At 71.0% G+C, this 20,501-nt stretch carries 17 protein-coding genes; 9 read left to right on the top strand and 8 right to left on the bottom strand.

Features of this window, described 5'->3' with window-relative positions; translation table 11 throughout:
* Window positions 1-102 precede the first annotated feature (102 nt).
* The 8 genes from htpG to VHAB30_RS29310 are packed head-to-tail and all read left to right on the top strand — an operon-like array spanning window position 103 to window position 11,304.
* Complete coding sequence (gene htpG / locus VHAB30_RS29345; RefSeq protein WP_159279541.1) at window positions 103-2,139, top strand: molecular chaperone HtpG; 2,037 nt, start codon at window positions 103-105, stop codon at window positions 2,137-2,139.
* Window positions 2,136-2,708: a hypothetical protein gene (locus VHAB30_RS29340; protein ID WP_159279540.1), complete on the top strand. Its 573-nt coding sequence runs from the start codon at window positions 2,136-2,138 to the stop codon at window positions 2,706-2,708. The genes htpG and VHAB30_RS29340 overlap by 4 nt, the downstream gene beginning before the upstream one ends.
* 58 nt (window positions 2,709-2,766) lie before the next feature.
* Window positions 2,767-4,113: an SWIM zinc finger family protein gene (locus tag VHAB30_RS29335; RefSeq protein WP_159279539.1), complete on the top strand. Its 1,347-nt coding sequence runs from the start codon at window positions 2,767-2,769 to the stop codon at window positions 4,111-4,113.
* On the top strand, window positions 4,110-5,669 hold the full coding sequence (locus tag VHAB30_RS29330) for a DUF5691 domain-containing protein (RefSeq protein ID WP_159279538.1): 1,560 nt from the start codon (window positions 4,110-4,112) through the stop codon (window positions 5,667-5,669). The genes VHAB30_RS29335 and VHAB30_RS29330 overlap by 4 nt, the downstream gene beginning before the upstream one ends.
* Window positions 5,666-6,745 (top strand): AAA family ATPase, encoded by a 1,080-nt coding sequence (locus tag VHAB30_RS29325; protein ID WP_159279537.1) that lies wholly within the window; start codon window positions 5,666-5,668, stop codon window positions 6,743-6,745. Before VHAB30_RS29330 ends, VHAB30_RS29325 begins: the two co-directional genes overlap by 4 nt.
* A 13-nt stretch (window positions 6,746-6,758) precedes the next feature.
* The gene (locus VHAB30_RS29320; protein WP_159279536.1) at window positions 6,759-9,107 is read left to right on the top strand and encodes a DUF5682 family protein; all 2,349 of its coding nucleotides are present in this window, start codon (window positions 6,759-6,761) and stop codon (window positions 9,105-9,107) included.
* A complete protein-coding gene (locus tag VHAB30_RS29315; RefSeq protein ID WP_062482648.1) occupies window positions 9,104-10,318 on the top strand; it encodes a VWA domain-containing protein in 1,215 nt (404 codons plus the stop codon). The genes VHAB30_RS29320 and VHAB30_RS29315 overlap by 4 nt, the downstream gene beginning before the upstream one ends.
* Window positions 10,315-11,304, top strand: coding sequence for a Bug family tripartite tricarboxylate transporter substrate binding protein (locus tag VHAB30_RS29310; protein WP_235926964.1), 990 nt, complete (start codon window positions 10,315-10,317; stop codon window positions 11,302-11,304). Before VHAB30_RS29315 ends, VHAB30_RS29310 begins: the two co-directional genes overlap by 4 nt.
* 5 nt (window positions 11,305-11,309) lie before the next feature.
* Here VHAB30_RS29310 and VHAB30_RS29305 read toward each other — a convergent pair whose 3' ends face one another.
* The 5 genes from VHAB30_RS29305 to VHAB30_RS29285 are packed head-to-tail and all read right to left on the bottom strand — an operon-like array spanning window position 11,310 to window position 16,657.
* Window positions 11,310-12,458 (bottom strand): CaiB/BaiF CoA transferase family protein, encoded by a 1,149-nt coding sequence (locus VHAB30_RS29305; RefSeq protein ID WP_159279535.1) that lies wholly within the window; start codon window positions 12,456-12,458, stop codon window positions 11,310-11,312.
* Window positions 12,455-12,901, bottom strand: a complete 447-nt coding sequence (locus VHAB30_RS29300) for a PaaI family thioesterase (protein ID WP_159279534.1) — start codon at window positions 12,899-12,901, stop codon at window positions 12,455-12,457. The genes VHAB30_RS29305 and VHAB30_RS29300 overlap by 4 nt, the downstream gene beginning before the upstream one ends.
* Window positions 12,902-12,917: 16 nt before the next feature.
* Entirely contained in the window at window positions 12,918-13,886 is a 969-nt protein-coding gene (locus VHAB30_RS29295; protein WP_159279533.1) for a tripartite tricarboxylate transporter substrate binding protein, read from the bottom strand.
* Window positions 13,887-13,923: 37 nt separating this feature from the next.
* Window positions 13,924-14,913: a Bug family tripartite tricarboxylate transporter substrate binding protein gene (locus tag VHAB30_RS29290; RefSeq protein ID WP_159279532.1), complete on the bottom strand. Its 990-nt coding sequence runs from the start codon at window positions 14,911-14,913 to the stop codon at window positions 13,924-13,926.
* 34 nt (window positions 14,914-14,947) lie between these two features.
* Window positions 14,948-16,657 (bottom strand): acyl-CoA dehydrogenase family protein, encoded by a 1,710-nt coding sequence (locus tag VHAB30_RS29285; protein ID WP_159279531.1) that lies wholly within the window; start codon window positions 16,655-16,657, stop codon window positions 14,948-14,950.
* 90 nt (window positions 16,658-16,747) lie between these two features.
* Here VHAB30_RS29285 and VHAB30_RS29280 point away from each other — a divergent pair, with 90 nt between their 5' ends.
* Complete coding sequence (locus tag VHAB30_RS29280) at window positions 16,748-17,644, top strand: LysR family transcriptional regulator (protein WP_159279530.1); 897 nt, start codon at window positions 16,748-16,750, stop codon at window positions 17,642-17,644.
* Here VHAB30_RS29280 and VHAB30_RS29275 read toward each other — a convergent pair whose 3' ends face one another.
* The 3 genes from VHAB30_RS29275 to VHAB30_RS29265 all read right to left on the bottom strand — a co-directional run bounded on the left by VHAB30_RS29275 (window position 17,645) and on the right by VHAB30_RS29265 (window position 20,456).
* Window positions 17,645-18,688 carry a serine/threonine protein kinase gene (locus VHAB30_RS29275; RefSeq protein WP_070063054.1) on the bottom strand — a complete coding sequence of 348 codons (1,044 nt, stop codon included), beginning with the start codon at window positions 18,686-18,688 and terminating at the stop codon, window positions 17,645-17,647.
* A gap of 33 nt (window positions 18,689-18,721) precedes the next feature.
* Entirely contained in the window at window positions 18,722-19,840 is a 1,119-nt protein-coding gene (locus VHAB30_RS29270) for a DUF2855 family protein (protein ID WP_159279529.1), read from the bottom strand.
* Between the two features lie 190 nt (window positions 19,841-20,030).
* The gene (locus VHAB30_RS29265) at window positions 20,031-20,456 is read right to left on the bottom strand and encodes an organic hydroperoxide resistance protein (protein WP_062481095.1); all 426 of its coding nucleotides are present in this window, start codon (window positions 20,454-20,456) and stop codon (window positions 20,031-20,033) included.
* Window positions 20,457-20,501 lie beyond the last annotated feature (45 nt).

The raw sequence follows: 20,501 nt of genomic DNA, 5'->3' as shown, positions 1-20,501 counted from the left end.
TGTTTTTTGGCGCGACAACCCCAGTTCATAAAGTTGGCAAGGCCGCCGCCCGCCACGGGCGGCTCGCCTTAGAATTTTTTGGCTTCGATCCCTTTCTTTCCCATGGCTGATTCCTCCAATACCAAACTCCCGTTCCAGGCTGAAGTCGCGCAACTGCTGCACCTCGTCACGCATGCGCTGTACTCCAACAAGGAAATCTTCCTGCGCGAGCTGATCTCGAACGCGTCCGACGCGTGCGACAAGCTGCGCTTCGAGGCGCTCGACCACCCCGCGCTGTACGAAGACCAGCCCGACCTGGACGTGCGCCTGACCTTCGACAAGGCCGCGCGCACCCTCACCATCACCGACAAGGGCATCGGCCTGTCGCGCCAGGAAGCCATCGACAACCTGGGCACCATCGCCAAGAGTGGTACCAAAGACTTCATGAGCCGCCTGAGCGGCGACCAGAAGGCCGACGCACAGCTCATCGGCCAGTTCGGCGTGGGCTTTTACTCGGGCTTCATCGTGGCCGACAAGATCACGGTCGAGTCGCGCCGCGCGGGCCTGCCCGCCGACCAGGGCGTGCGCTGGGTGAGCGGCGGCGCCGGCGACTTCGAAGTGGCCGACATCACGCGCGCCGCGCGCGGCACCAGCATCACGCTGCACCTGCGCGACGACGCCGACGAATACCTCAACGCCTGGAAGCTCAAGCAGATCGTCGGCAAGTACTCCGACCACATCTCCCTGCCCATCCTGATGGAAAAGGAAGAGTGGAAAGACGGCGAGAACGACCAGCCCGGCGACATGGTGAAAACGGGCGAGTGGGAAACGGTGAACAAGGCCAACGCCCTGTGGAGCCGCCCCAAGAAGGACATCACCGCCGAGCAGTACGAAGAGTTCTACAAGAGCATCAGCCACGACTTCGAGGCGCCGCTGGCCTGGAGCCACAACCGCGTCGAAGGCAGCACCGAGTACACGCAGCTGCTGTACATCCCGTCCAAGGCTCCGTTCGACCTGTGGAACCGCGACAAGAGCGCGGGCGTCAAGCTGTACGTCAAGCGCGTCTTCATCATGGACGACGCCGAGGCGCTGCTGCCCAACTACCTGCGTTTCGTGAAGGGCGTGATCGACTCGGCCGACCTGCCGCTGAACGTGAGCCGCGAGCTGCTGCAGGAAAGCCGCGACGTGAAGGCCATCCGCGAAGGCAGCACCAAGCGCGTGCTGTCGATGCTCGAAGACCTGGCCAAGAAGCAGAAGACCGCGCCCGAGAGCGGTGAAGGCAAGGTCGACGTGGGCTCGGGCGAATCGGTGCCGGCCCCCGAGCCGACCGAAGGCGTGACCGATGTGGTCGACAAGAACACCACCCCCGCCGCCGAAGCCGCCGCCGAGTACGCCGACGAATCGGGCAAGTTCGCCAGGTTCTACGCCGAGTTCGGCGCGGTGCTGAAGGAAGGCCTGGGCGAGGACATGGGCAACCGCGACCGCATCGCCAAGCTGCTGCGCTTTGCCTCCACCACGAGCGACGTCGCGAGCGTGAGCTTCGCCGACTACAAGGCGCGCATGAAGGAGGGCCAGGACGCCATCTACTACATCACGGCCGACAACCTCGCCGCCGCCAAGAACAGCCCGCAGCTCGAAGTCTTCAAGAAGAAGGGCATCGAGGTGCTGCTCATGACCGACCGTGTCGACGAGTGGGCGCTGAACTACCTGAACGAGTTCGACGGCACGCCGCTGCAGAGCGTGGCCAAGGGCGCGGTCGACCTGGGCAAGCTGCAGGACGAGGCCGAGAAGAAGGCCGCCGAGGAAGCCGCCGAGTCGTTCAAGCCGCTGCTCGAGAAGCTGAAAGAGGCGCTCAAGGACAAGGCCGAAGACGTGCGCGTGACCACGCGCCTGGTCGATTCGCCCGCCTGCCTCGTGGTGGAAGACGGCGGCATGAGCACGCAGCTCGCGCGCATGCTCAAGCAGGCCGGCCAGCCCGCGCCCGACCTCAAGCCCGTGCTCGAAGTCAACGCCGAGCACCCGCTGGTGAAGAAGCTCGAAGGCTCCGCGCACTTCGACGACCTCGCGAACATCCTGTTCGACCAGGCCCTGCTGGCCGAAGGCGGTCTGCCGGCCGACCCGGCGGCCTACGTGAGGCGCGTCAACGCGCTGCTGGTGTGAACGCCCGGCCGCGCATCGTTCGTCGCGCAGCGGCTGCCACCTCGGCGCTGCTGCTGTTGCTTCTGGTGGGCGGCTGTTCGCACTATCACATCGGCATTCCGCTGGTGCCCGGGCTCTCGCTCGGGCTCGGTGCCACGAAGGACGGCAATTTCTCCGTCGGCCTGAACACCGGCTGGGGCCCGCTCGGCGCGGGCGTGGCGCTGCACGACAACGGCGCCGTCACCGGCTCGGCCAGCGTCGGTGTGGGCGTGGGTGTCGGCCCGATCGGCACCGGCGTAGGTGTCGGCAAGAGCGTGGTGCTGCACAACCCGTACGAGACGGCGGCGCCAGCGCCCGGGCAGGCGACGCCGGCCGTGGTGGTGCCTGCCGGCACACCGGCCGCCACGCCCGTCACCGTCACCAAGGCCGGCGTCACGCGGCCCATGGCTTCGTCGCCGTCGCCGCAGCCATCGCCACCGATCGCCGCCGCACCCGTGCCGGCGGCCCGCGTGTCCTACCGCGCCCCTGCTGCGAAAACAGCGGTCGTGGCCGGCGAAGCAGGCACGCCCGGCAACCCCATCGCGCCCTGATGGTCGCGCCCCTCCCACCCCTGACCGCGCCGCGGCCCGGCGCGAGGCTGCCCTTTCCATGAGTCTCAGTACCGAAGCCGTCCTCGCGCTCGCGCCGGACGACGCCTCCGCGAAGGCCGCCAAAGGCCTGCTCGCGCCCGCCAAGTGGCCCACGCTCGGGCATTCCGACGACGCCGTCTGGGGTGAATGCCAGGGCAGCGGCAGCAAGCCGTACCAGACGCAGGTCGACCTGTCTGGGCCCGTGTTCCGCTGCTCCTGCCCGAGCCGCAAGTTCCCCTGCAAGCACGGCCTGGCGCTGATGCTGCTGCGCGCGCAGAGCGAAGCCAGCTTCACCGCCGCCGCGCCGCCGCCCTGGGTGGCCGACTGGCTCGCCTCGCGCCGCGAGAAGGCCGAGAAGAAAGAAGCCCGCGCCGCCGAACCGGCCGCCGCACCCGATCCCGCCGCGGCCGCCAAGCGCGACGCGCAGCGCTGGAAGCGCATCGAGGCCGGCGTGCAGGAGCTCGCGCGCTGGCTCGACGACCAGACCCAGCGTGGCCTGGCCGCGCTCGGCAGCGAGCAGGCCGAGGGCTGGGCCGCCATGGCCGCGCGCATGGTCGACGCGCAGGCACCGGGGCTCGGCCAGCGCATCACGCAGGCGGCCGAGCTGATCGGCGCCGGCGAAGGCTGGCCCGCGCGCCTGCTCGACCGGCTGGGCCGGCTGCAACTGATCGTCGATGCGGTGCCGCGCCGCGACAGCCTCTCGCCCGCCACGCGCGCCGACCTGCGCGCCGCCCTCGGCTGGCCGCAGGACCGCGAGGCGCTGCTGGCCGACGGCGAACGCGTGAGCGACCACTGGCTCGTGCTGGGCCAGTGCCTGGACGAGCGCGACACCAAGCTGGTCGAACGCCATGTGTGGCTGCAGGGCCGCGCGAGCGGACGCCGCGCGCTGCTGCTCGACTACTCGCACGGCGGACGCGGCTTCGAGACCGGCTGGGTCAGCGGCAGCGAACGCGCGGCCGTGCTGTGCTTCTATCCCGGCCACGCCTCGCAGCGCGCGGTGGTGGCCGAACTGCCGGCCGAGGCCGCGTCGACCGCCGCGCCGGTCGCCACTGACGACGAAGCCGGCGAATGGCAACGCATGGCGCAGCAGATCGCGGCCAACCCGTGGCAGCCGCTGCTGCCCCTGGTGTGGGCCGATGCCGTGCCCGCGCGGCATGGCGACCAGTGGTGGCTGCGCCTGGGCACCGCGTCGCAGGCCCTGCCGATGCAGCTGGCCGCGGCCGAAGCCTGGCAGCTGCTGGCGCATTCGGGCGGCGCGCCGCTGCGCGTCTTCGGCGAATGGGACGGCGAGCAGTTCGCGCCGCTCACGGCGTGGGCGGCTGAGGGTGGAACACCCGTCTGGACCTTGAGCGGAGCACGCGCATGAGCCATTGGAATACCTTGCTGCAGACGGCCCTCGTCGGCACCGCACGCCAACCCGTGCCGGCCGCCGACGGCATGGCCGGCGATTTCGGCGCGCTGCTTCAAGCACTGCAACAACCCACCGATAGCGCGCAGGGCGTGCTGCTGCGCGTCGCGGGCGCCGTGGCCGTGGGTCGCCGCGCGGGCTTCGTCGCGCCGGGCCTGCCGGCCGACGACGCACCGCCCGCCGCCAACGACACCAGCCCCGCGCTCGGCGACCCCGCCTTGCTCGCCGTGATCGCCGACGCGCTCGCCAGCGGCCCGCAGCGTCTGCAGCACGAAGTGCTGGCCGTGCTCGCTGCTGCCGGCTGGCGCCTGCCGCCCAGCCTGCTGCCCGCCGCACTCGATGCCGGCCGCCGCGACACCGCATTGCGGCCCGCCGTCGTGCTCGCACTCGGCGAGCGTGGGCGCTGGCTGGCCGCGCGCAACGACGACTGGCGCTACGCCGTCGGCGCCAGCGCGCAGGCCGATGCACAGACCCGCTGGGACGAAGGCAGCATCGACCAGCGCCGCGCCGTGCTGGCCGAGCAACGCCGCGACGACCCGTCCGGTGCGCGCGACCGCCTCGCCGCCGAGCTGCCGCAACTGCCCGCCAAGGAGCGCGCCGAGCTGCTCGGCGCACTGGCCGAGAACCTCGGCCCCGACGACGAAGCGCTGCTCGAAGCCCAGCTGAAGGACCGCGCGCGCGACGTGCGCCAGACCGTGGTCGAGCTGCTGCAGCGCCTGCCGGCCAGCGCGCACGTGCGGCGCGTCGAAGCCTTCCTCGCACCGCTGCTGTCGTCGCAAGGCGCGACGTGGCAAATGAACGCCCCCGAGGCCGCCGACCCGCGCTGGAAGGACGACGCCATCGACGCCGCGCGCCCCACGCACGACAGCCTCGGCGAGCGCGCCTGGTGGCTCTACCAGCTCGTGCGCCAGATGCCGCTCGCGTGGTGGACCGCGCGCACCGGCCTGACGCCCGCAGCGTTGCTCGACTGGGCCGCCAAGGGCGACTGGCACGACGCGCTGCTGCGCGGCTGGAATGAGGCCGTGCTGGCCGCGCCCGATTTCGACTGGTGCGACGCGCTGCTCGATCGCCCGCGCGCCCACCGCGGCGGCGTGGGCCCGCTGCTGGCGCTGCTGCCGCGCGAGCGCCGCGAGCGCCACTGGGCGACGCAACTCGGCGATGCCGGGCAGGGCGTGCAGGACGTCGTCGCGTTTGCCGACCAGGCCTGCGCACCCGGCGACACGCCGTCGGCCGCGCTGTCGCTGCGCATCGCCCAGGCGCTGCGCATGCGCGTCGAGCGCGGCGACCTCGTCAACGACTACGTGCTGCGCCAGGTGCTCGGCACCGCCGCCGCGCTGCTGCACCTCGATGCACTGGCGCTGCTGGCCGACCTGCCGCGCGCGGCCGAGGAAAGCCCCGGCCTCGCCAACGCACTGGCCGACACCGCGCGCATCGTGCGCGCGCGCCGGCTGGTCGCCACGCTTCCTTCTTCCTCTTCTTCCTCACTTTCAACCTCTTCCCAAGGCCGTCCATGAGCAATGTCCTGCGCCAGCATGCCGAACAGCAATTCGCCGAAGAACTCGAAGCGCTCCAGAAGGTCGACGACCGCCAGCGCCCGGCCAACTGGAAGCTCTCGCCCTGGGCCGTGCTCACCTACCTGATGGGCGGCAAGCTGGCCAACGGCTTCGAGATCAGTCCCAAGTACATCGGCAATTCGCGCCTGATGGAAATCGCCGTGTCCACGCTTGCCACCGACCGCGCGCTGCTGCTGTACGGCGTGCCGGGCACCGCCAAGTCATGGGTGTCGGAGCATCTGGCCGCCGCCGTGAGCGGCGACTCGACCATGCTGATCCAGGGCACCGCCGGCACCAGCGAAGAGCAGCTGCGCTACGGCTGGAACTACGCCGAGCTGCTGGCCCATGGCCCGTCGGAAAAGGCGCTGGTGCCGAGCCCGCTGGTGCACGCCATGCGCCTGGGCAAGATCGCGCGCGTCGAAGAACTCACGCGCATCCCGGCCGACGTGCAAGATTCGCTGATCACCGTGCTGTCGGAAAAGACGCTGCCCGTGCCCGAGCTCGGCACCGAGGTGCAGGCCACGCGCGGCTTCTCGGTGATTGCCACCGCCAACAACCGCGACAAGGGCGTGAACGAACTGTCGAGCGCACTCAAGCGCCGCTTCAACACCGTGGTGCTGCCGGTGCCGTCGAGCGAGGCCGAGGAAGTGCAGATCGTCGTCAAGCGCGTCGGCGAGCTGGGCCGCGCGCTCGCGCTGCCGGCCGAGCCGCCCGCGCTGCAGGAAGTGCGCCGCGTGGTGCAGATCTTCCGCGAGCTGCGCAACGGCCAGACCGAAGACGGCAAGACGCGCATCAAGTCACCCACCTCCACGCTCTCGACCGCCGAGGCCATCTCGGTCATCAACAGCGGCATGGCGCTGGCCGGCCATTTCGGCGATGGCGTGCTGCGCTCGGCCGACGTGGCCTCGGGCCTGATCGGCGCGGTCATCAAGGACCCGGTGCAGGACCAGGTGGTGTGGAAGGAATACCTGGAGACCGTGGTGAAGGAACGGGCCGACTGGAAGGACCTGTACCGCGCCTGCCGAGAACAACTCTGACGCGAGCCGGCGCATGAGCACGAGCGCGGCGCCTTCGCCGCTGCACTACTTCGGCATCCGCCACCACGGCCCCGGCTGTGCGCGCAGCCTGCTGCGCGCCTTCGAGTCGCTGCAGCCCGACTGCATCCTCGTCGAGGGCCCGCCCGAGGCCGAGCCGCTGCTGTCCTTTCTCGCACATGCCGATCTGCAACCGCCGGTGGCGGTGCTGATCCACGCGAGCGAGGACACCGGCCTGGCCGCTTTCTATCCCTTCGCCACCTTCTCGCCCGAATGGCAGGCGCTGCAGTGGGGTGCTGCGCGCGGCGTGCCCACGCGCTTCATCGACCTGCCGCAGGCGCACCGCATGGCCATCGAGCAGGCCGCGCGTGTGGCCGACGAGGCCAAGGCGCAAGCGCCTGAAGAAACGCCACTCGACGATGACGAGACCGACACGGTGCCCGTCGCCGAAACCGTTGATGCGCCCGAGGAAGAACAGGCCGCCAACACGCTGCCCGACGACCCCTTCGACTGGCTCGCCCATGCCGCCGGCTATGCCGACGGCGAGAGCTGGTGGAACCACATGGTCGAGGAACGCGGCGACGGCGAAGACCTGTTCGGCGCCATCGCCGAGGCCATGACGGCCGTGCGCGCCGAAACGCCCGAAGACCGGCGCGGCGTGCGCGCGATGGAACGCGAGCAGCGGCGCGAAGCCTTCATGCGGCAATCGATCCGCGAGGCCGTCAAGGCCGGTCACCAGCGCATCGCCGTCGTGTGCGGTGCGTGGCACGTGCCCGCGCTGCAGGGCGCGGCCACCGCCAAGGCCGATGCGGCGCTGCTCAAGGGCCTGCCCAAGCTCAAGGTGCTCGCGACCTGGGTGCCGTGGACGTACCGGCACCTCACGAGCGCCAGCGGCTACGGCGCCGGCATCGATTCGCCGGGCTGGTACGAGCACCTGTGGCAGCAGGGGCACGAGGTGGCGGGGCGCAGCACCGGCTGGCTCGCCCGCGTCGCGCGGCTGCTGCGCGAGCACGACCTCGACTGCTCCTCCGCCCACCTCATCGAAGCCACGCGCCTGGCCGACACGCTGGCCGCGCTGCGCGAGCGCCCCGCGCCCGGCCTGCCCGAACTCGACGAGGCCGTGCGCAGCGTGATCTGCATGGGCGAGCAGGCGCCGCTCACGCTCATCCGCGAGCGCCTCACGGTCGGCGACCGCATGGGCCAGGTGCCGGCCGACGTGCCCACCGTGCCGCTGCAGCGCGACCTCGAACAGGCGCAGAAGAGCCTGCGCCTCAAGCCCGAGGCCACCGCGAAGACGCTCGACCTCGACCTGCGCCAGCCCAACGACCTGGCGCGCAGCCACCTGCTGCACCGCCTGCGCCTGCTCGACCTGCCGTGGGGCGAGGTCACCGCCGGCCAGCGCGCGAGCCGCGGCACCTTCCACGAGGTGTGGCAGCTGCAGTGGCAGCCCGAGTTCGCGCTGCGCGTCATCGAGGCCAGCCGCTTCGGTTCCACGGTGGCGCATGCCGCCAGCGCGCGCGTGATGGAAGGGCTCGCGGCCGAGACCTCGCTCACCGCACTGGCCGAGCAGGTCGACACCGTGCTGCTGGCCGACCTGCCCGTGGCCGTGCAGGCCGTGACCCGCGCGCTCGAAGACCGCGCCGCGCTCACCGGCGACGCCGTGCAGCTCATCGGCGCCGTGCCGCCGCTGGCCAACGTGTTCCGCTACGGCAGCGTGCGCCAGACCGACAGCGCGCTGCTCTCGCACGTGCTCGACAGCCTCATCGTGCGCGGCGCCATCGGCCTGCCGATCGCCTGCGGCGCGCTCGACGCCGAAGCCGCCGAGTCGCTGCGCACCCGTCTCATCGGCGCGCACGACGCGGTGCGCCTGCGCGACGGCGAAGAAACGACCACCGCCTGGCGCAACGCGCTGCGCGCCATCGCCTTCGGCGAAACCGGCGCGCCGCTGCTGCGCGGCGTGAGCTGCCGGCTGCTGCTCGACGATGCGCAGATCGACAGCGACGGCGCCTCGCAGCAACTGGCGCGCAACCTCTCGGCCGGCGCGCCGCCCACCGATGCGGCGGCCTGGCTCGAAGGCTTTCTCAACCGCAACGCGATGGTGCTGCTGCACGACGATGCCGTGTGGTCGCTGGTCGACGGCTGGCTCGCGGGGCTCGGCGAAGAGCACTTCGTGCAGGTGCTGCCGCTGGTGCGGCGCAGCTTCGCGGACTTCTCGGGCGCCGACCGGCGCGCGCTCGGCGAGCGCGCCAAGCGCGGCGACGTCGGCGGCACCTTGCCGTCTGCCGTGGCCGCCACCGACTGGGACGAATCACGCGCGGTGCTCGCGCTGCCGCTGCTGCGGGAACTGCTGGGAGTGAAGGCATGAGCGCGAATCCAACACCCATCGACGAAGAAGAAACCCTGCCGCCCACCGACCGCCTGCAGCGCTGGCGCCTCGTGCTCGGCAGCGAAGCCAATGCGAGCTGCGGCGCCATCGAAGGCCGCGTGCGCGAGATCGACCAGGCGCTGGCCGCGCTCTACGAGGCTGACGGCCGGCGCGGCCTGGGCCAGGGCGGGCAGCGCGGCGGCCGGGGCGATTCGGCGCCCAGCGTGGCGCGCTGGCTCGGCGACATCCGCAAGTACTTTCCGAGCCAGGTGGTGCAGGTCATGCAGCGCGACGCGATGGAGCGCCTGAACCTGCGCCAGATGCTGCTGCAGCCCGAGATGTTGGAGAACGCGCAGCCCGACGTGCACCTGGTGGCCAACCTCGTGGCGCTCGCGAGCGTGATCCCGGCCGGCACCAAGGACACGGCGCGCGCCGTGGTGCGCAAGGTGGTCGACGAGCTCATGAAGAAGCTCGAGGAGCCGATGCGCAGCGCCGTGAGCGGCGCGCTCAACCGCAGCCAGCGCAACCGCCGTCCGCGCCATTCGGAGATCGACTGGCACCGCACCATCCGCGCCAACCTGCGCCACTGGCAGCCCGAGTACCGCACCGTGGTGCCGCAGACGCTGGTGGGCTACGGGCGCAAGGCGCGCCAGCCGCAGCGCGAAGTGATCCTGTGCATCGACCAGAGCGGATCGATGGCCGCGTCGGTCGTCTACTCGAGCATCTTCGGCGCGGTGATGGCGAGCCTGCCGGCGGTGTCGACCAAGCTCGTGGTGTTCGACACCGCCGTGGTCGACATGACCGAGCAGCTGCAGGACCCGGTCGACCTGCTGTTCGGCGTGCAGCTGGGCGGCGGCACCGACATCAACGGCGCCGTGGGCTACTGCCAGACGCTGGTGCGCGAGCCGCGCAACACCATCCTGATCCTGATCTCCGACCTGTACGAAGGCGGCGTGGAAGACGGCCTGCTGCGCCGCGCCCACCAGCTGGTGGAGGCCGGCGTGCAGTTCATCGCGCTGCTGGCGCTCAGCGACGAGGGCGCGCCCTCGTACGACCGCGACCTGGCCGCCAAGCTCGCGGCGCTGGGCGTGCCCTCGTTCGCCTGCACGCCCGATGCGTTCCCGGGCCTCATGGCCGCGGCCATCAAGCGCGAGGACGTGTCGACCTGGGCCGCGGGGCAGGGCCTGAAGACCAGCCGGGCCGCCCCGTGACGCCGCGCCGCCTGCCCGACCTGAAGCGACGGCGGCTGGCCGCGCTGCTGGGTCTGGTGGCGGGCACGGCCTGGGCGCAGCAGCCCGACGACACCGCGCGCCCGATCCGCTGGATCGTGCCGTTCCCGACGGGCGCGATCGCCGACGTCGTCGCGCGCGCCATCGGCGCCCAGCTCACCATCGACACCGGCCAGCCGGTGCAGATCGAGAACCGCCCCGGCGGCAACACCGCGCTCGCCGCCCTCGAGGCGGCCCGCGCGCCGGCCGACGGCCACACCGTGCTGTCGGCCGACAACGGCATGTGGGTGTTCAACCCGGCGCTGTACCGCAATCTGAGCTACAGCCCGTCGCGCGATTTCACGCCCGTCACGCAGCTGGTGCGGCTGCCGATGGTGCTGCTGGTGGGCCCGGCCAGCGGCGTGCGCGATGCGCGTGCCTTCATCGAGGACGCGCGCGCCTTTCCGGGCTGCTTCAGTTTTGCGTCGGCCGGCAACGGCAGCGCGCAGCACCTCGCGATGGAATTGCTCGCGCGCGAGGCCGGGCTGGAGATGGTGCACGTGCCGTACCGCAGCGCCGGGCCGGCGCTGGTCGAGGTGGCGGGCGGCCAGTTGCCGTTCGCGATGGGCGAGCTCGCCACGGCGCGCCGCTTCATCCAGGGCGGCCGGCTGCGCGTGCTTGCGGTGGCGAACCCCGCGCGCCTGGCGCAATGGCCGGGCGTGCCGACCTTCGCGGAACTGGGCCTGCCGAAGGTCGAGGCCGCGATCTTCCACGGCCTCGTGGCACCGGCCGGCACGCCGCCCGAGGTGGTGGCGCGGCTGCAGCGCGCGGTGGCCAGCGCTTTGCACAACCCGGTGGTGCAGCGCCGCCTGGCCGAGGCCGGCGTCGAGCCGGTGGGCGGCACGCCGGCCGAGTTCGAGACGCTGCTGGCGCGCGAGTCGGCGCGCTGGCATCCGCTGATCCGCGCGCTCAAACTCTCGCTGGATTGAACAGGTCAGCGCGCTGCGCTGTCGTCGCTCGGCAGGAAGGAATCGCCCGGCGTCAGCGGCGCATGGCGGTAGCTGGCCGGCGTGCGGCTGAGCTTCACGGGCGCGCCGATGCCGCGGTAGCCGCCTTCCATCTCCACCACCATCTCGCGGTGCAGCGTGTGCGGGTGCTGCAGCGCGGCCGCCACCGGCAGCACCGGCGCGGCGGGCACGCCGGCGGCCATCAGCTGGTCGACCAGCGTGCGGCCGTCGAAGGCGGCGAGCGCGGCTTCGAGCTGCTGCTTGAGACCGTCGCGGTTCACCGAGCGCGCGCCGGCGGTGCGGTACAGCGGGTCGTCGGCCAGCGCGGGCAGGCCGATGCAGCGGCAGAAGCTCGCGAACTGGCGGTCGTTGCCCACGGCCACGAAGATCGGGTCGGTGCCCGTGGCCAGTGCGTCGTAGGGGTAGATGTTGGGGTGCGCGTTGCCCGTGCGGCGCGGCGCCGTGCCGTCCATGAACCAGTTGGCCGCGTGCGGGTGCAGCAGCGACAGGCCGCTGTCGTACAGCGCCGCCTCCACGAACTGGCCGCGTCCGCTGCGGTGGCGCTCTTGCAGCGCGAGCAGCACGCCGATCACCGCATTGAGCCCCGTCACCATGTCGACCACCGGCAGGCCCACGCGCAGCGGGCCGCCGTCGGCCTCGCCGTTGATGCTCATGATGCCGGTCATGGCCTGCACGGCGGCGTCGTAGCCCGGCAGCGCGCCCAGCGGGCCGTCGGCGCCGAAGCCCGACACGCGGCACCACACGAGGCGCGGAAAGCGCTGCGACAGCGTCTCGTAGCCGATGCCCCAGCGCTCCATCGTGCCGGTCTTGAAGTTCTCGATCAGCACGTCGGCCTCGGCCACGAGCGCCAGCAGCGCCTCGCGGCCTTCCTCGGTCGAGAAGTCCAGGTGCTGCACGCGCTTGTTGCGGTTCAGGCCGTGGTAGTACGAGGCCACGCCTTCCTTGAAGGGCGGGCCCCAGGTGCGCGTGTCGTCGCCCTGCGGCGGCTCCACCTTGAGCACGTCGGCGCCGTGGTCGCCGAGGATCTGGCCGCAGTAGGGGCCGCCGAGGATGCGCGAGATGTCGAGCACGCGGATGCCCGCGAGGGCGCCGGTCGAAGAAGGGGCGGTGGTCATGGGATGGACTCGGAAGAAGAGGGAGCGGTGCGCGGCACCAGCTTGAAGGTGCCGGTGGCCAGCGCGAGCAGCTCGCCGTCGGCGTTGCGCGCCTCGCCGCGCGCGAAGCACATCGCACGGCCGCGCCGCTCGCACACGGCGGTGGCGATCACGTCGCCGGCGCAGGGCGCGGTGTAGTGCACCGTGATGTCGACGGTGACCACGCCGAAGGCCGTGGGCGCATGCGAGCGCACGGCGCTGGAGAGCGCGCAATCGAACAGCACGGCGATCGCGCCGCCGTGCACGTCGCCGCGGCTGTTGGTGTGGTCGGCGCTGTAGGGCATGCGCACGCGCGCGCGCTCGTCGCCAATGGCCTCGCCGCGCAGCGCGAAGGCGCGTGCCATCGGCATGGGCAGGCCGAACAGCACGCCGGCCGGCTCGTCGATGAAAGCGGGGTCCTGCATGCGGCGCACCTTGTGGTCAGTCAAGCAGGCCGCGCTGGCGCAGGCGCGCCACGCGCTCCTTCTCGCGCGCGGTGGTGGCCAGCGCGTAGCGGCGGTACTGCTCGGGGTCCATCGCGTTGGCCTGCTGGTTCAGCTGCTCCAGCACACGCAGGCCGGCGGGCGATGCCAGCGCCTTGCGGAAGGCGTCGTGCACGGTCTTCACGCGCGCCGGGTCCATGCCGGCGGGGCCGGCAATGCCGTAGGGCGAATCGATGACCGCGTCCACGCCCTGCTCGCGCAGCGTGGACACCTGCGGGTAGCGCTTGACGCGCTGCGGCGTGAGCATCACGAGGTAGCGCATCTTGCCGGCATCGATGTGCGGCACGGCCACGCCCGAGAGCGGCGCGGCGTCGATGTGGCCGCCGAGGATGGCGTTGGTCACTTCGGCGTCGCCCTTGAAGGGCACCATGTTGAGCTGGACCTTCGCCATCTCGGCGGCCTCGTCCATCACGATGCGCGGCGTGCCGACTGCACCGGTGGCGCCCACGTTGAGCTTGCCGGGGCGGCGCGCGGCATCGGCCGCGAAGTCCTGCCAGGTCTTCCACGGTGCGTCGGCCTTCACCGCGAGGCCGAAGGTGTAGTCGGACAGCATCACCACGTACGAGAAGCTGCGCGCGGGGTCGAAGGCCACCTTGTTGATGAAGGGCTCGCGGTACACCGAGGCCGGCAGCACGGCCAGCGTGTAGCCGTCGGGCGCGGCGCGCACCAGCGCGGCGGCGCCGTTGGTGCCGCTCGCGCCGGGGCGGTTGTCCAGCACCACGGGCTGGCCGAGGGCCTTGCCGGCCTCTTCTGCCACGGCGCGCAGGTGCTGGTCGGTGGGTCCGCCCGCGGCGTACGGAACGATCAGCGTGACGGGGCGTTGCGGGTAGGTCTCTGCGGTGGCGGTGCCGGCTGCGGCGAACAGCGCGGCCACGGCGATCAGGCGTGACAGCCGTTGCGTTTTCATCTTCTTGTCTCCTTGTTTTTCTTGTGCGTCGTGGCGGTCAGTCGAGCTGCGCGCCGGACTTCTTCACCACGTCCTTCCACTTGGCCGTTTCGCTGCCGATGAACTGCGCGAGCTTCTGCGGCGAGGTGTCCGCCGTGGCTTCCAGGCCCTGCGCGGCGAACATCTGCTTGACCTTCGGCGAGTTGAGCACCTCGGCGAACGCGTGATTGAGTTTGGTCACGCGGTCGGCCGGCGTGCCGGCCGGCGCGACGATGCCGAAGAACACGCTCACGTCGTAGGGCTTGTGCAGCTGCTCGGTGAGGGTGGGCACCTCGGGCAGCGCCTGCGAACGGGCCGAGGTGGCCACGCCGAGTGCGCGCAGCTTGCCGGCCTTGACGTAGGGCAGCGCGGTGAGGATGTCGGTGAAGGTCATGCTGACCTGGTTGCCCAGCAGGTCGTTGAGCGCCGGACCCGTGCCCTTGTAGGGCACGTGCAGCAGGTCGGTGCCGGCCACCGAGTTGAACAGCACGCCCGCCAGGTGCGACGACGCGCCGTTGCCCGACGAGGCGTAGCTGAGCTTGCCCGGGTTGGCCTTGGCGTAGGCGACCAGCTCGGCCACGTTCTTCACCGGCAGCGCCGGATTCACCACCAGGATGTTCGGCAGGTAGCCGACCTGGATCACGGGCGCGAAGCTCTTCGTCGGGTCGTAGCTGATCTTGCGGTACAGGCTCACGTTGATGGCCAGCGGGCCCGAGGTGCCGAACAGCAGCGTGTGGCCGTCGGCCTCGGCGCGTGCCACGTAGTCGGCACCGATGTTGCCGCCCGCGCCCGCGCGGTTCTCCACGATCATGGGCTGGCCGAGCTTGTCGCGCAGCTCGGCGGCCAGCGTGCGTGCCATCGCGTCGGTCGGGCCGCCGGGCGGGAAGGGCACGACCAGCGTCATGGGCTTGGTCGGGAAGGCGCCGGGCTGGGCCTGCGCGGTGGGCGTGGCCGCCAGCAGCAGTGCGGCGCAGGCGGTGCCGAGGATGAGGCTGAGTCGTTGTCGCATGGGGTCTTGTCTCCGTTGTTCTCGAAAAGGGGGCTCAGGCGGCCGTGCGCACGAGCGCGGCGTGCCAGTCGGCGGGCAGCGCATCGGGTGCCAGCGGGTCGCGCGGCAGCACGCGGTGCAGCAGCACCAGCTGGGCCCAGCGCAGGCGCGCGGCGGAGCCGCCGGCCGAGGCCTCCCAGGCCATCGCGGCGGCGCTGGTGCAGTGGTACAGCGCCGAGGCGGCCTGGCGCGCGAGCACGTCGCCGCCTTCGCGGGCGGCGGTCTCGGCCAGGGCGCAGGCGCGCGCCATGGTGTCGCGCAGCGCGGCGGCGAAGGCCGGCGTGAGCGTGGTGGCGTCGCCGATCAGTTTGTCGACGTGCGCGCGCAGCACGGGCAGCGAGCCTTCGCGCTTCACGGCGCGGATCACGTCGAGTGCCACGATGTTGCTGGTGCCTTCCCAGATCGAACCCAGGTGCGCATCGCGCACGAGGCGCGGATCGCTCCATTCTTCGATGTAGCCGCAGCCGCCGCGCACTTCCATCGCGTCGCCCGTGACCTGGCGCGCGTCGCGGCAGGCGCGGAACTTGATGAGCGGCGTGAGGATGCGCAACAGCGCATACGCATCGGGCTCGCCGGCGTCGGAGCGCGCGAGTGCCTGCGCGGTCTGGCAGACCATGGTGCGGGCCTGTTCGGACGGCACGCGCAGCTTGTCGAGCTGGCGCTGCATCAGCGGCATCTGCTCGAGCGCGCGGCCGAAGGCGCGGCGCTCGGAGGCGATGTACTCGGCCTCGGCCACCGCGCGGCGCATCAGGCCGGCGGAACGCACGCCGTTGGACAGGCGCGAGTTGTTGACCATGTCGGCCATCTGCTGGAAGCCGCGGCCTTCCTCGCCCACGAGGTAGGCCACGGCGCCTTCGAGGCGGATCTCGCCGCTGGCCATCGAGCGCGTGCCCAGCTTGTCCTTGAGGCGGATGATGCGGTAGTGGTTGAGGCTGCCGTCGTCGAGCTCGCGCGGCAGCAGGAACAGCGACACGCCCTTCATGCCCGCGGGCGCGTCGTCGGCGCGCGCCAGCACCATCGCAAAGCCGGCGTCGGGGTTGGAGCAGAACCACTTGTCGCCGGCCAGGCGCCAGCTGCCGTCGGCCTGGCGCTGCGCGGTGGTGGCGGTGGCGGCGATGTCGGAGCCGGCGGCCTGCTCGGTCATGAACATCGCGCCCTGCGCGAGCTCGTCGAAGTCCAGCGAGGTCAGGCGCGGCAGGTACTTGGCGACCAGCTCGGGCGCGCCGAACTTCTTCAGCGTGCGCGTGAGCGAGTCGGTCATCGAGACCGGGCAGCACAGGCCGAACTCGGCCTGCACGAACAGGTAGGTCAGCACGTACTTGACCAGCGGCGGCATCTTGCCGGCCCAGCCCAACGTCTCGTCGCGGTGCGAGATGGCGGCCAGGCCGAACTCGCTGAGCGCCAGGCGCTCCATCTCGACATAGGCCGGGTGCTTGATGACCTTCTGCTCGTCGATGCCGGTGCGCGTGCGCTGCTTCAGCGTGGGCGGGTTGCGGTCGGCGGTGCCGGCCAGGTCGTCCAGCAAGCCGCCCGCCAGGCCGCCCAGGCGCTCGAAGTGCGGGCGCATGTGCGTGCGCAGGGCCTCGGGCAGGTACAGCGCGAGCAGCATGTGCAGCTCGGTGTCGGTGGTGAAGAGGTTCTGGCCGTGGCGATCGGGGATCGGGTGCGCGGCGGCTGTGGCAGCGGAAGCAGCGGGTGTGGGCATGCGGGCGTCTCCTGGTTCGCCGCATTGTTGAGTTGGCAATGATCCGTGTCTAATATTGATTTGGTCTTGTACGATTTGATTTGACTATTCATGGAACTGCGGCACCTGCGCTACTTCTCCGTGCTCGCCGAAGAGCTGCACTTCGGGCGTGCCGCGCGGCGGCTGGCGATTTCGCAGCCGCCGCTGTCGGTGGCGATCCGCCAGCTCGAAGACTCGGTGGGCGCGCGCCTGTTCGAGCGCAACAGCAAGGAAGTGCGGCTCACGCCCGCGGGCGAGGCGCTGCGCGTGTCGGCGCGGCGCGTGCTGCTGCAGGCCGAGGAGGCCGCGCTGGAGGCGCGCGACGTGGCCACCGGCTCGGCGGGCCGGCTGCGCATCGGCTTCGTGGGCGCCATGCTCTACCGCGGCCTGCCGCCCGCGCTGCGCGCGTTCCAGGCGCGGCATCCGGCGGTGCGCATCACGCTCAGCGAACTCAACTCCGGCGTGCAGATCGCCGAGCTGCTGCACGACCGGCTCGACCTGGGCTTTGTCCACACCAGCCGCATGCCGGCCGAGCTGCGGCACCGGCTGCTGCTGTCGGAGCCCTTCGTGGCCTGCCTGCCCGCGGGCCATGCGCTGGCGCGCAAGCGCGTGCTGGCGCCGGCCGACCTGCGCGATCAGCCCTTCGTGCTGTTCTCGCGCGAAGCCTCACCCGACTACCACGAGCGCATCCTGTCGATCTGCGCCGACGCGGGCTTCCTGCCCGAGGTGCGCCACGAGGTGCGGCACTGGCTGGCCGTGGTGTCGCTGGTGTCGCAGGGCATGGGCGTGGCGCTGGTGCCGCAGGCGATGCGGCACTCGGCGCTGCGCGGCGCGGTGTTCCGCCCGCTCGACCGCGCAGTGGCGCAGTCGGAGGCCTACGGCGTGTGGCGCACCGGGCCGGTCAATGTGCTGGTCGAGCGGCTGCTCGAAGGCGTGGCGCAGAGTCTGGCCGCGAACGCCGCTCAGTGATCACGCGTAGAGCGGCTCTTCGGCCATCTGCTCGCACTGGTCTTCCAGCACGAGGATCTGGCCCTTCCAGTAGTCGCTGGAGCCGAACCACGGGAAGTTGATCGGGAAGATCGGGTCTTCCCAGCGGCGCGCCAGCCAGGCGCTGTAGTGGATGAGCCGCAGCGTGCGCAGCGGCTCGATGAGCGCCAGCTCGCGGCGGTCGAATTCGCGGAACTGCTCGTAGCCGTCGAGCAGGCCCGACAGCTGCGCCGTGCGCTGCGCGCGGTCGCCCGACAGCAGCATCCACAGGTCTTGCACCGCGAAGCCCGTGCGCGCGTCGTCCAGGTCGACGAAGTGCGGGCCGCCGCCGGGGCGGTCGGTGGGCGTCCACAGGATGTTGCCGGGGTGCACGTCGCCGTGCAGGCGCAGCTTGCGGGGCTTGAAGTCGGAGGCCGGCGGCTGCAGCGCCAGGGCGGTGGCGCGGACCATGTCCAGCGCCTCGTTGCAGATCTTTTCCCAGTCGCGCTGCATGTCGAGCGGGATCTTGTCGTTCTCCAGCAGCCAGTCGCGCGAGTCCAGCCCGAAGGTCTGCAGGTCGAGCGCGGGGCGGGCTTCGAAGGGCTTGGCGCTGCCCACCGTGTGGATGCGCGCCAGGAAGCGGCCCACCCATTCAAGCACCTCGAAGTTGTCCAGCTCGGGCGCACGGCCGCCGCGGTAGGGGCTCACGCTGAAGGCAAAGCCCGCGTGGTGGTGCAGCGTCTTGCCGTCGAAGGCCAGCGGCGGCACGGCTGGCACCTCGCCGGCGGCCAGTTCGAGCGAGAAGGCGTGCTCTTCGAGGATCTCGGCCTCGCTCCAGCGGCCGGGGCGGTAGAACTTGAGCACCACCGCGGGATGGGGATTCGGGTCTTCCAGGTAGACCTGGTAGACCCGGTTTTCATAGGAGTTCAGGCCGGTGAGGCGGCCGTCGCCGTGCAGGCCGAGTGTCGCGAGCGCGTCGAGCACCACGTCAGGCGTGAGGCTCTCGTAAGGATGGGTGTTCGCGGGCGCGACAGAAGAAGGGGTCATGCGGCGATTGTCGCCACATGGGCCCCGTGCGGGTCAGCGAGCGCCCGCTTGTTTGTAAAGCGAAAGGATATGGCCGGTGCGCGGGTCGCCCTTGCCCGCCAGCACCTGCGCGTAGGCGGCCTGCACCGCCTCGCCGCCGTGGTGGTGCTCGGTGTGCAGCCAGGGGTTGCTGGCGTCGGTCACCGTGGCCAGGAAGCGGTGCCAGGCGGCCACCATGCGCCGGCCGAACTCGTCGGCGCCCCATTCGGTGGTGCGCTTCTTGATCTGCGCCGGCGCGAAGAACAGCGTGGCGCGCGGGCCGGTCAGGCTCTTGCCCGCGCCCTTGGCGGCGAGCTGCTCCACGTGCGTGCCGCCGATCGAGCTGCTGTACTTGAGGTTGGTGAAGCGCTCGTGGATCGCGGTGCGCAGCTCGCCGTTGCCGGCGAAGTCGATGTACACGCACGGCGTGTCGGCGGCGATGGTGTCGAGCGCGTCGTAGGTCACCACGCGGTCGTAGCAGCCCAGGCTCTGGCAGAAGGCCACGTTGGCGGGCGAGGTGAGGCCGACCACCTCGATGCCGTCGCGCTGGTGCAGCTGGAAGGCCGTGCCGTAGGCCGTCTTGCTCGAGGCGCTCGACAGCAGCATGGTGGTGGCGCCGAAGAAGTCGTTGTCGGCCATGAAGTCGTCGATGAGCCACGAGGTGATGAACAGCGGGCGCAGCAGCGCCTGCAGGTCTTCGGTGTCGGTGGTGTACAGCGGATCGGCGTTGCAGCGGAAGTACTGGTTGTAGACCGCGGGCAGCTCGGCGCGGTGCGCCGCCGCGTCGGTGAAGCGCGAGGGCGAGAGCCGGTCGGGGCTGAGCACTGCGCTCGTGGACATCGGCCAGTAGCCGTAGATCCGTTCGCCCACGGCCACGCCCGGGTGCTGCGACTGCACCACGCTGGCAAAGCCCCACACCGGGATGCTGCCCCAGCCTTCTTCCTCGGAGGGAAAGAACTGCCAGTAGCTCATCGCATCGCCGAAGGCGGCGTAGGTGATGTTGTTGGAGGTGAGCGCAAAGCTGTCGATGCGCACGCGCACCTGGCCGTCGGCCAGTGGCCGTTCGGTGGTGTCGGTGTGCAGGCGCGCGGTGGCCAGCTGGTCTTTGCGGATCAGGAGGTGGGTGGTGCTCATGGGGTCGATCTCCACGGGTGTGTGTTGAAGACGGGTGGGCGGGACGGGCGAGACGTGCGGCCACATTAGCCAAGCTTGGTGAAAGGCGCTATCTCGGCGTGCGTTTCGGCGTCACCCGTGAGACAGACATAAAAAAAGCGCCCGGGCTTGGGGCCGGGGCGCTTTGTTTCACGAAACCGTCAGAGCGGAATCAGACGATGGTCAGTTCCACGTCGATGTTGCCGCGGGTGGCGTTCGAGTACGGGCAGACCTGGTGGGCGGTGTCGACCAGCAGCTTCTTCTGTGCGTCGTCCAGGCCGGGCAGCGAGATCGCCAGTTGCACCGAGATGCCGTAGGCCGCGCCGCCGTTCGTCGGGCCGAGGGAGACCTTCGAGTCGATGGCGACTTCTTCCGGCACCTTGACGCTGATCTTCGGGCCGACGGCCTTCATGGCGCCGATGAAGCAGGCGGCGTAGCCGACCGCGAACAGCTGTTCGGGGTTGGTGCCGGGCTTGCCCGAGCCGGGCGAGCTCAGCTTGACGTCGATGGCGCCGTCGCTGGACTTGCCGGCGCCGTCACGGCCGCCGACGGTGTGGGCTTCTGCGGTGTAGAGAACTTTGTCGAGCTTGGTGGTCATGGTGATTTCCTTTGGGCTTGGGGGTGGTGAAAGGGCTTCCTGGGG

This window comes from Variovorax boronicumulans (assembly GCF_009811375.1).
Lineage (GTDB): Bacteria > Pseudomonadota > Gammaproteobacteria > Burkholderiales > Burkholderiaceae_C > Variovorax > Variovorax boronicumulans.
Note: the sequence above shows the minus strand (reverse complement) of the source record. Positions and strands in the feature narration are given on the sequence as shown.

What these genes read in the sequence shown, in the direction of transcription:
- htpG (WP_159279541.1), top strand. Translation starts at nt 103, where the DNA reads ATGGCTGATTCCTCCAATACCAAACTCCCGTTCCAGGCTGAAGTCGCG.
- VHAB30_RS29335 (WP_159279539.1), top strand. Translation starts at nt 2,767, where the DNA reads ATGAGTCTCAGTACCGAAGCCGTCCTCGCGCTCGCGCCGGACGACGCC.
- VHAB30_RS29330 (WP_159279538.1), top strand. Translation starts at nt 4,110, where the DNA reads ATGAGCCATTGGAATACCTTGCTGCAGACGGCCCTCGTCGGCACCGCA.
- VHAB30_RS29325 (WP_159279537.1), top strand. Translation starts at nt 5,666, where the DNA reads ATGAGCAATGTCCTGCGCCAGCATGCCGAACAGCAATTCGCCGAAGAA.
- VHAB30_RS29320 (WP_159279536.1), top strand. Translation starts at nt 6,759, where the DNA reads ATGAGCACGAGCGCGGCGCCTTCGCCGCTGCACTACTTCGGCATCCGC.
- VHAB30_RS29315 (WP_062482648.1), top strand. Translation starts at nt 9,104, where the DNA reads ATGAGCGCGAATCCAACACCCATCGACGAAGAAGAAACCCTGCCGCCC.
- VHAB30_RS29305 (WP_159279535.1), bottom strand. Translation starts at nt 12,458, where the DNA reads ATGACCACCGCCCCTTCTTCGACCGGCGCCCTCGCGGGCATCCGCGTG.
- VHAB30_RS29300 (WP_159279534.1), bottom strand. Translation starts at nt 12,901, where the DNA reads ATGCAGGACCCCGCTTTCATCGACGAGCCGGCCGGCGTGCTGTTCGGC.
- VHAB30_RS29295 (WP_159279533.1), bottom strand. Translation starts at nt 13,886, where the DNA reads ATGAAAACGCAACGGCTGTCACGCCTGATCGCCGTGGCCGCGCTGTTC.
- VHAB30_RS29290 (WP_159279532.1), bottom strand. Translation starts at nt 14,913, where the DNA reads ATGCGACAACGACTCAGCCTCATCCTCGGCACCGCCTGCGCCGCACTG.
- VHAB30_RS29285 (WP_159279531.1), bottom strand. Translation starts at nt 16,657, where the DNA reads ATGCCCACACCCGCTGCTTCCGCTGCCACAGCCGCCGCGCACCCGATC.
- VHAB30_RS29280 (WP_159279530.1), top strand. Translation starts at nt 16,748, where the DNA reads ATGGAACTGCGGCACCTGCGCTACTTCTCCGTGCTCGCCGAAGAGCTG.
- VHAB30_RS29275 (WP_070063054.1), bottom strand. Translation starts at nt 18,688, where the DNA reads ATGACCCCTTCTTCTGTCGCGCCCGCGAACACCCATCCTTACGAGAGC.
- VHAB30_RS29270 (WP_159279529.1), bottom strand. Translation starts at nt 19,840, where the DNA reads ATGAGCACCACCCACCTCCTGATCCGCAAAGACCAGCTGGCCACCGCG.
- VHAB30_RS29265 (WP_062481095.1), bottom strand. Translation starts at nt 20,456, where the DNA reads ATGACCACCAAGCTCGACAAAGTTCTCTACACCGCAGAAGCCCACACC.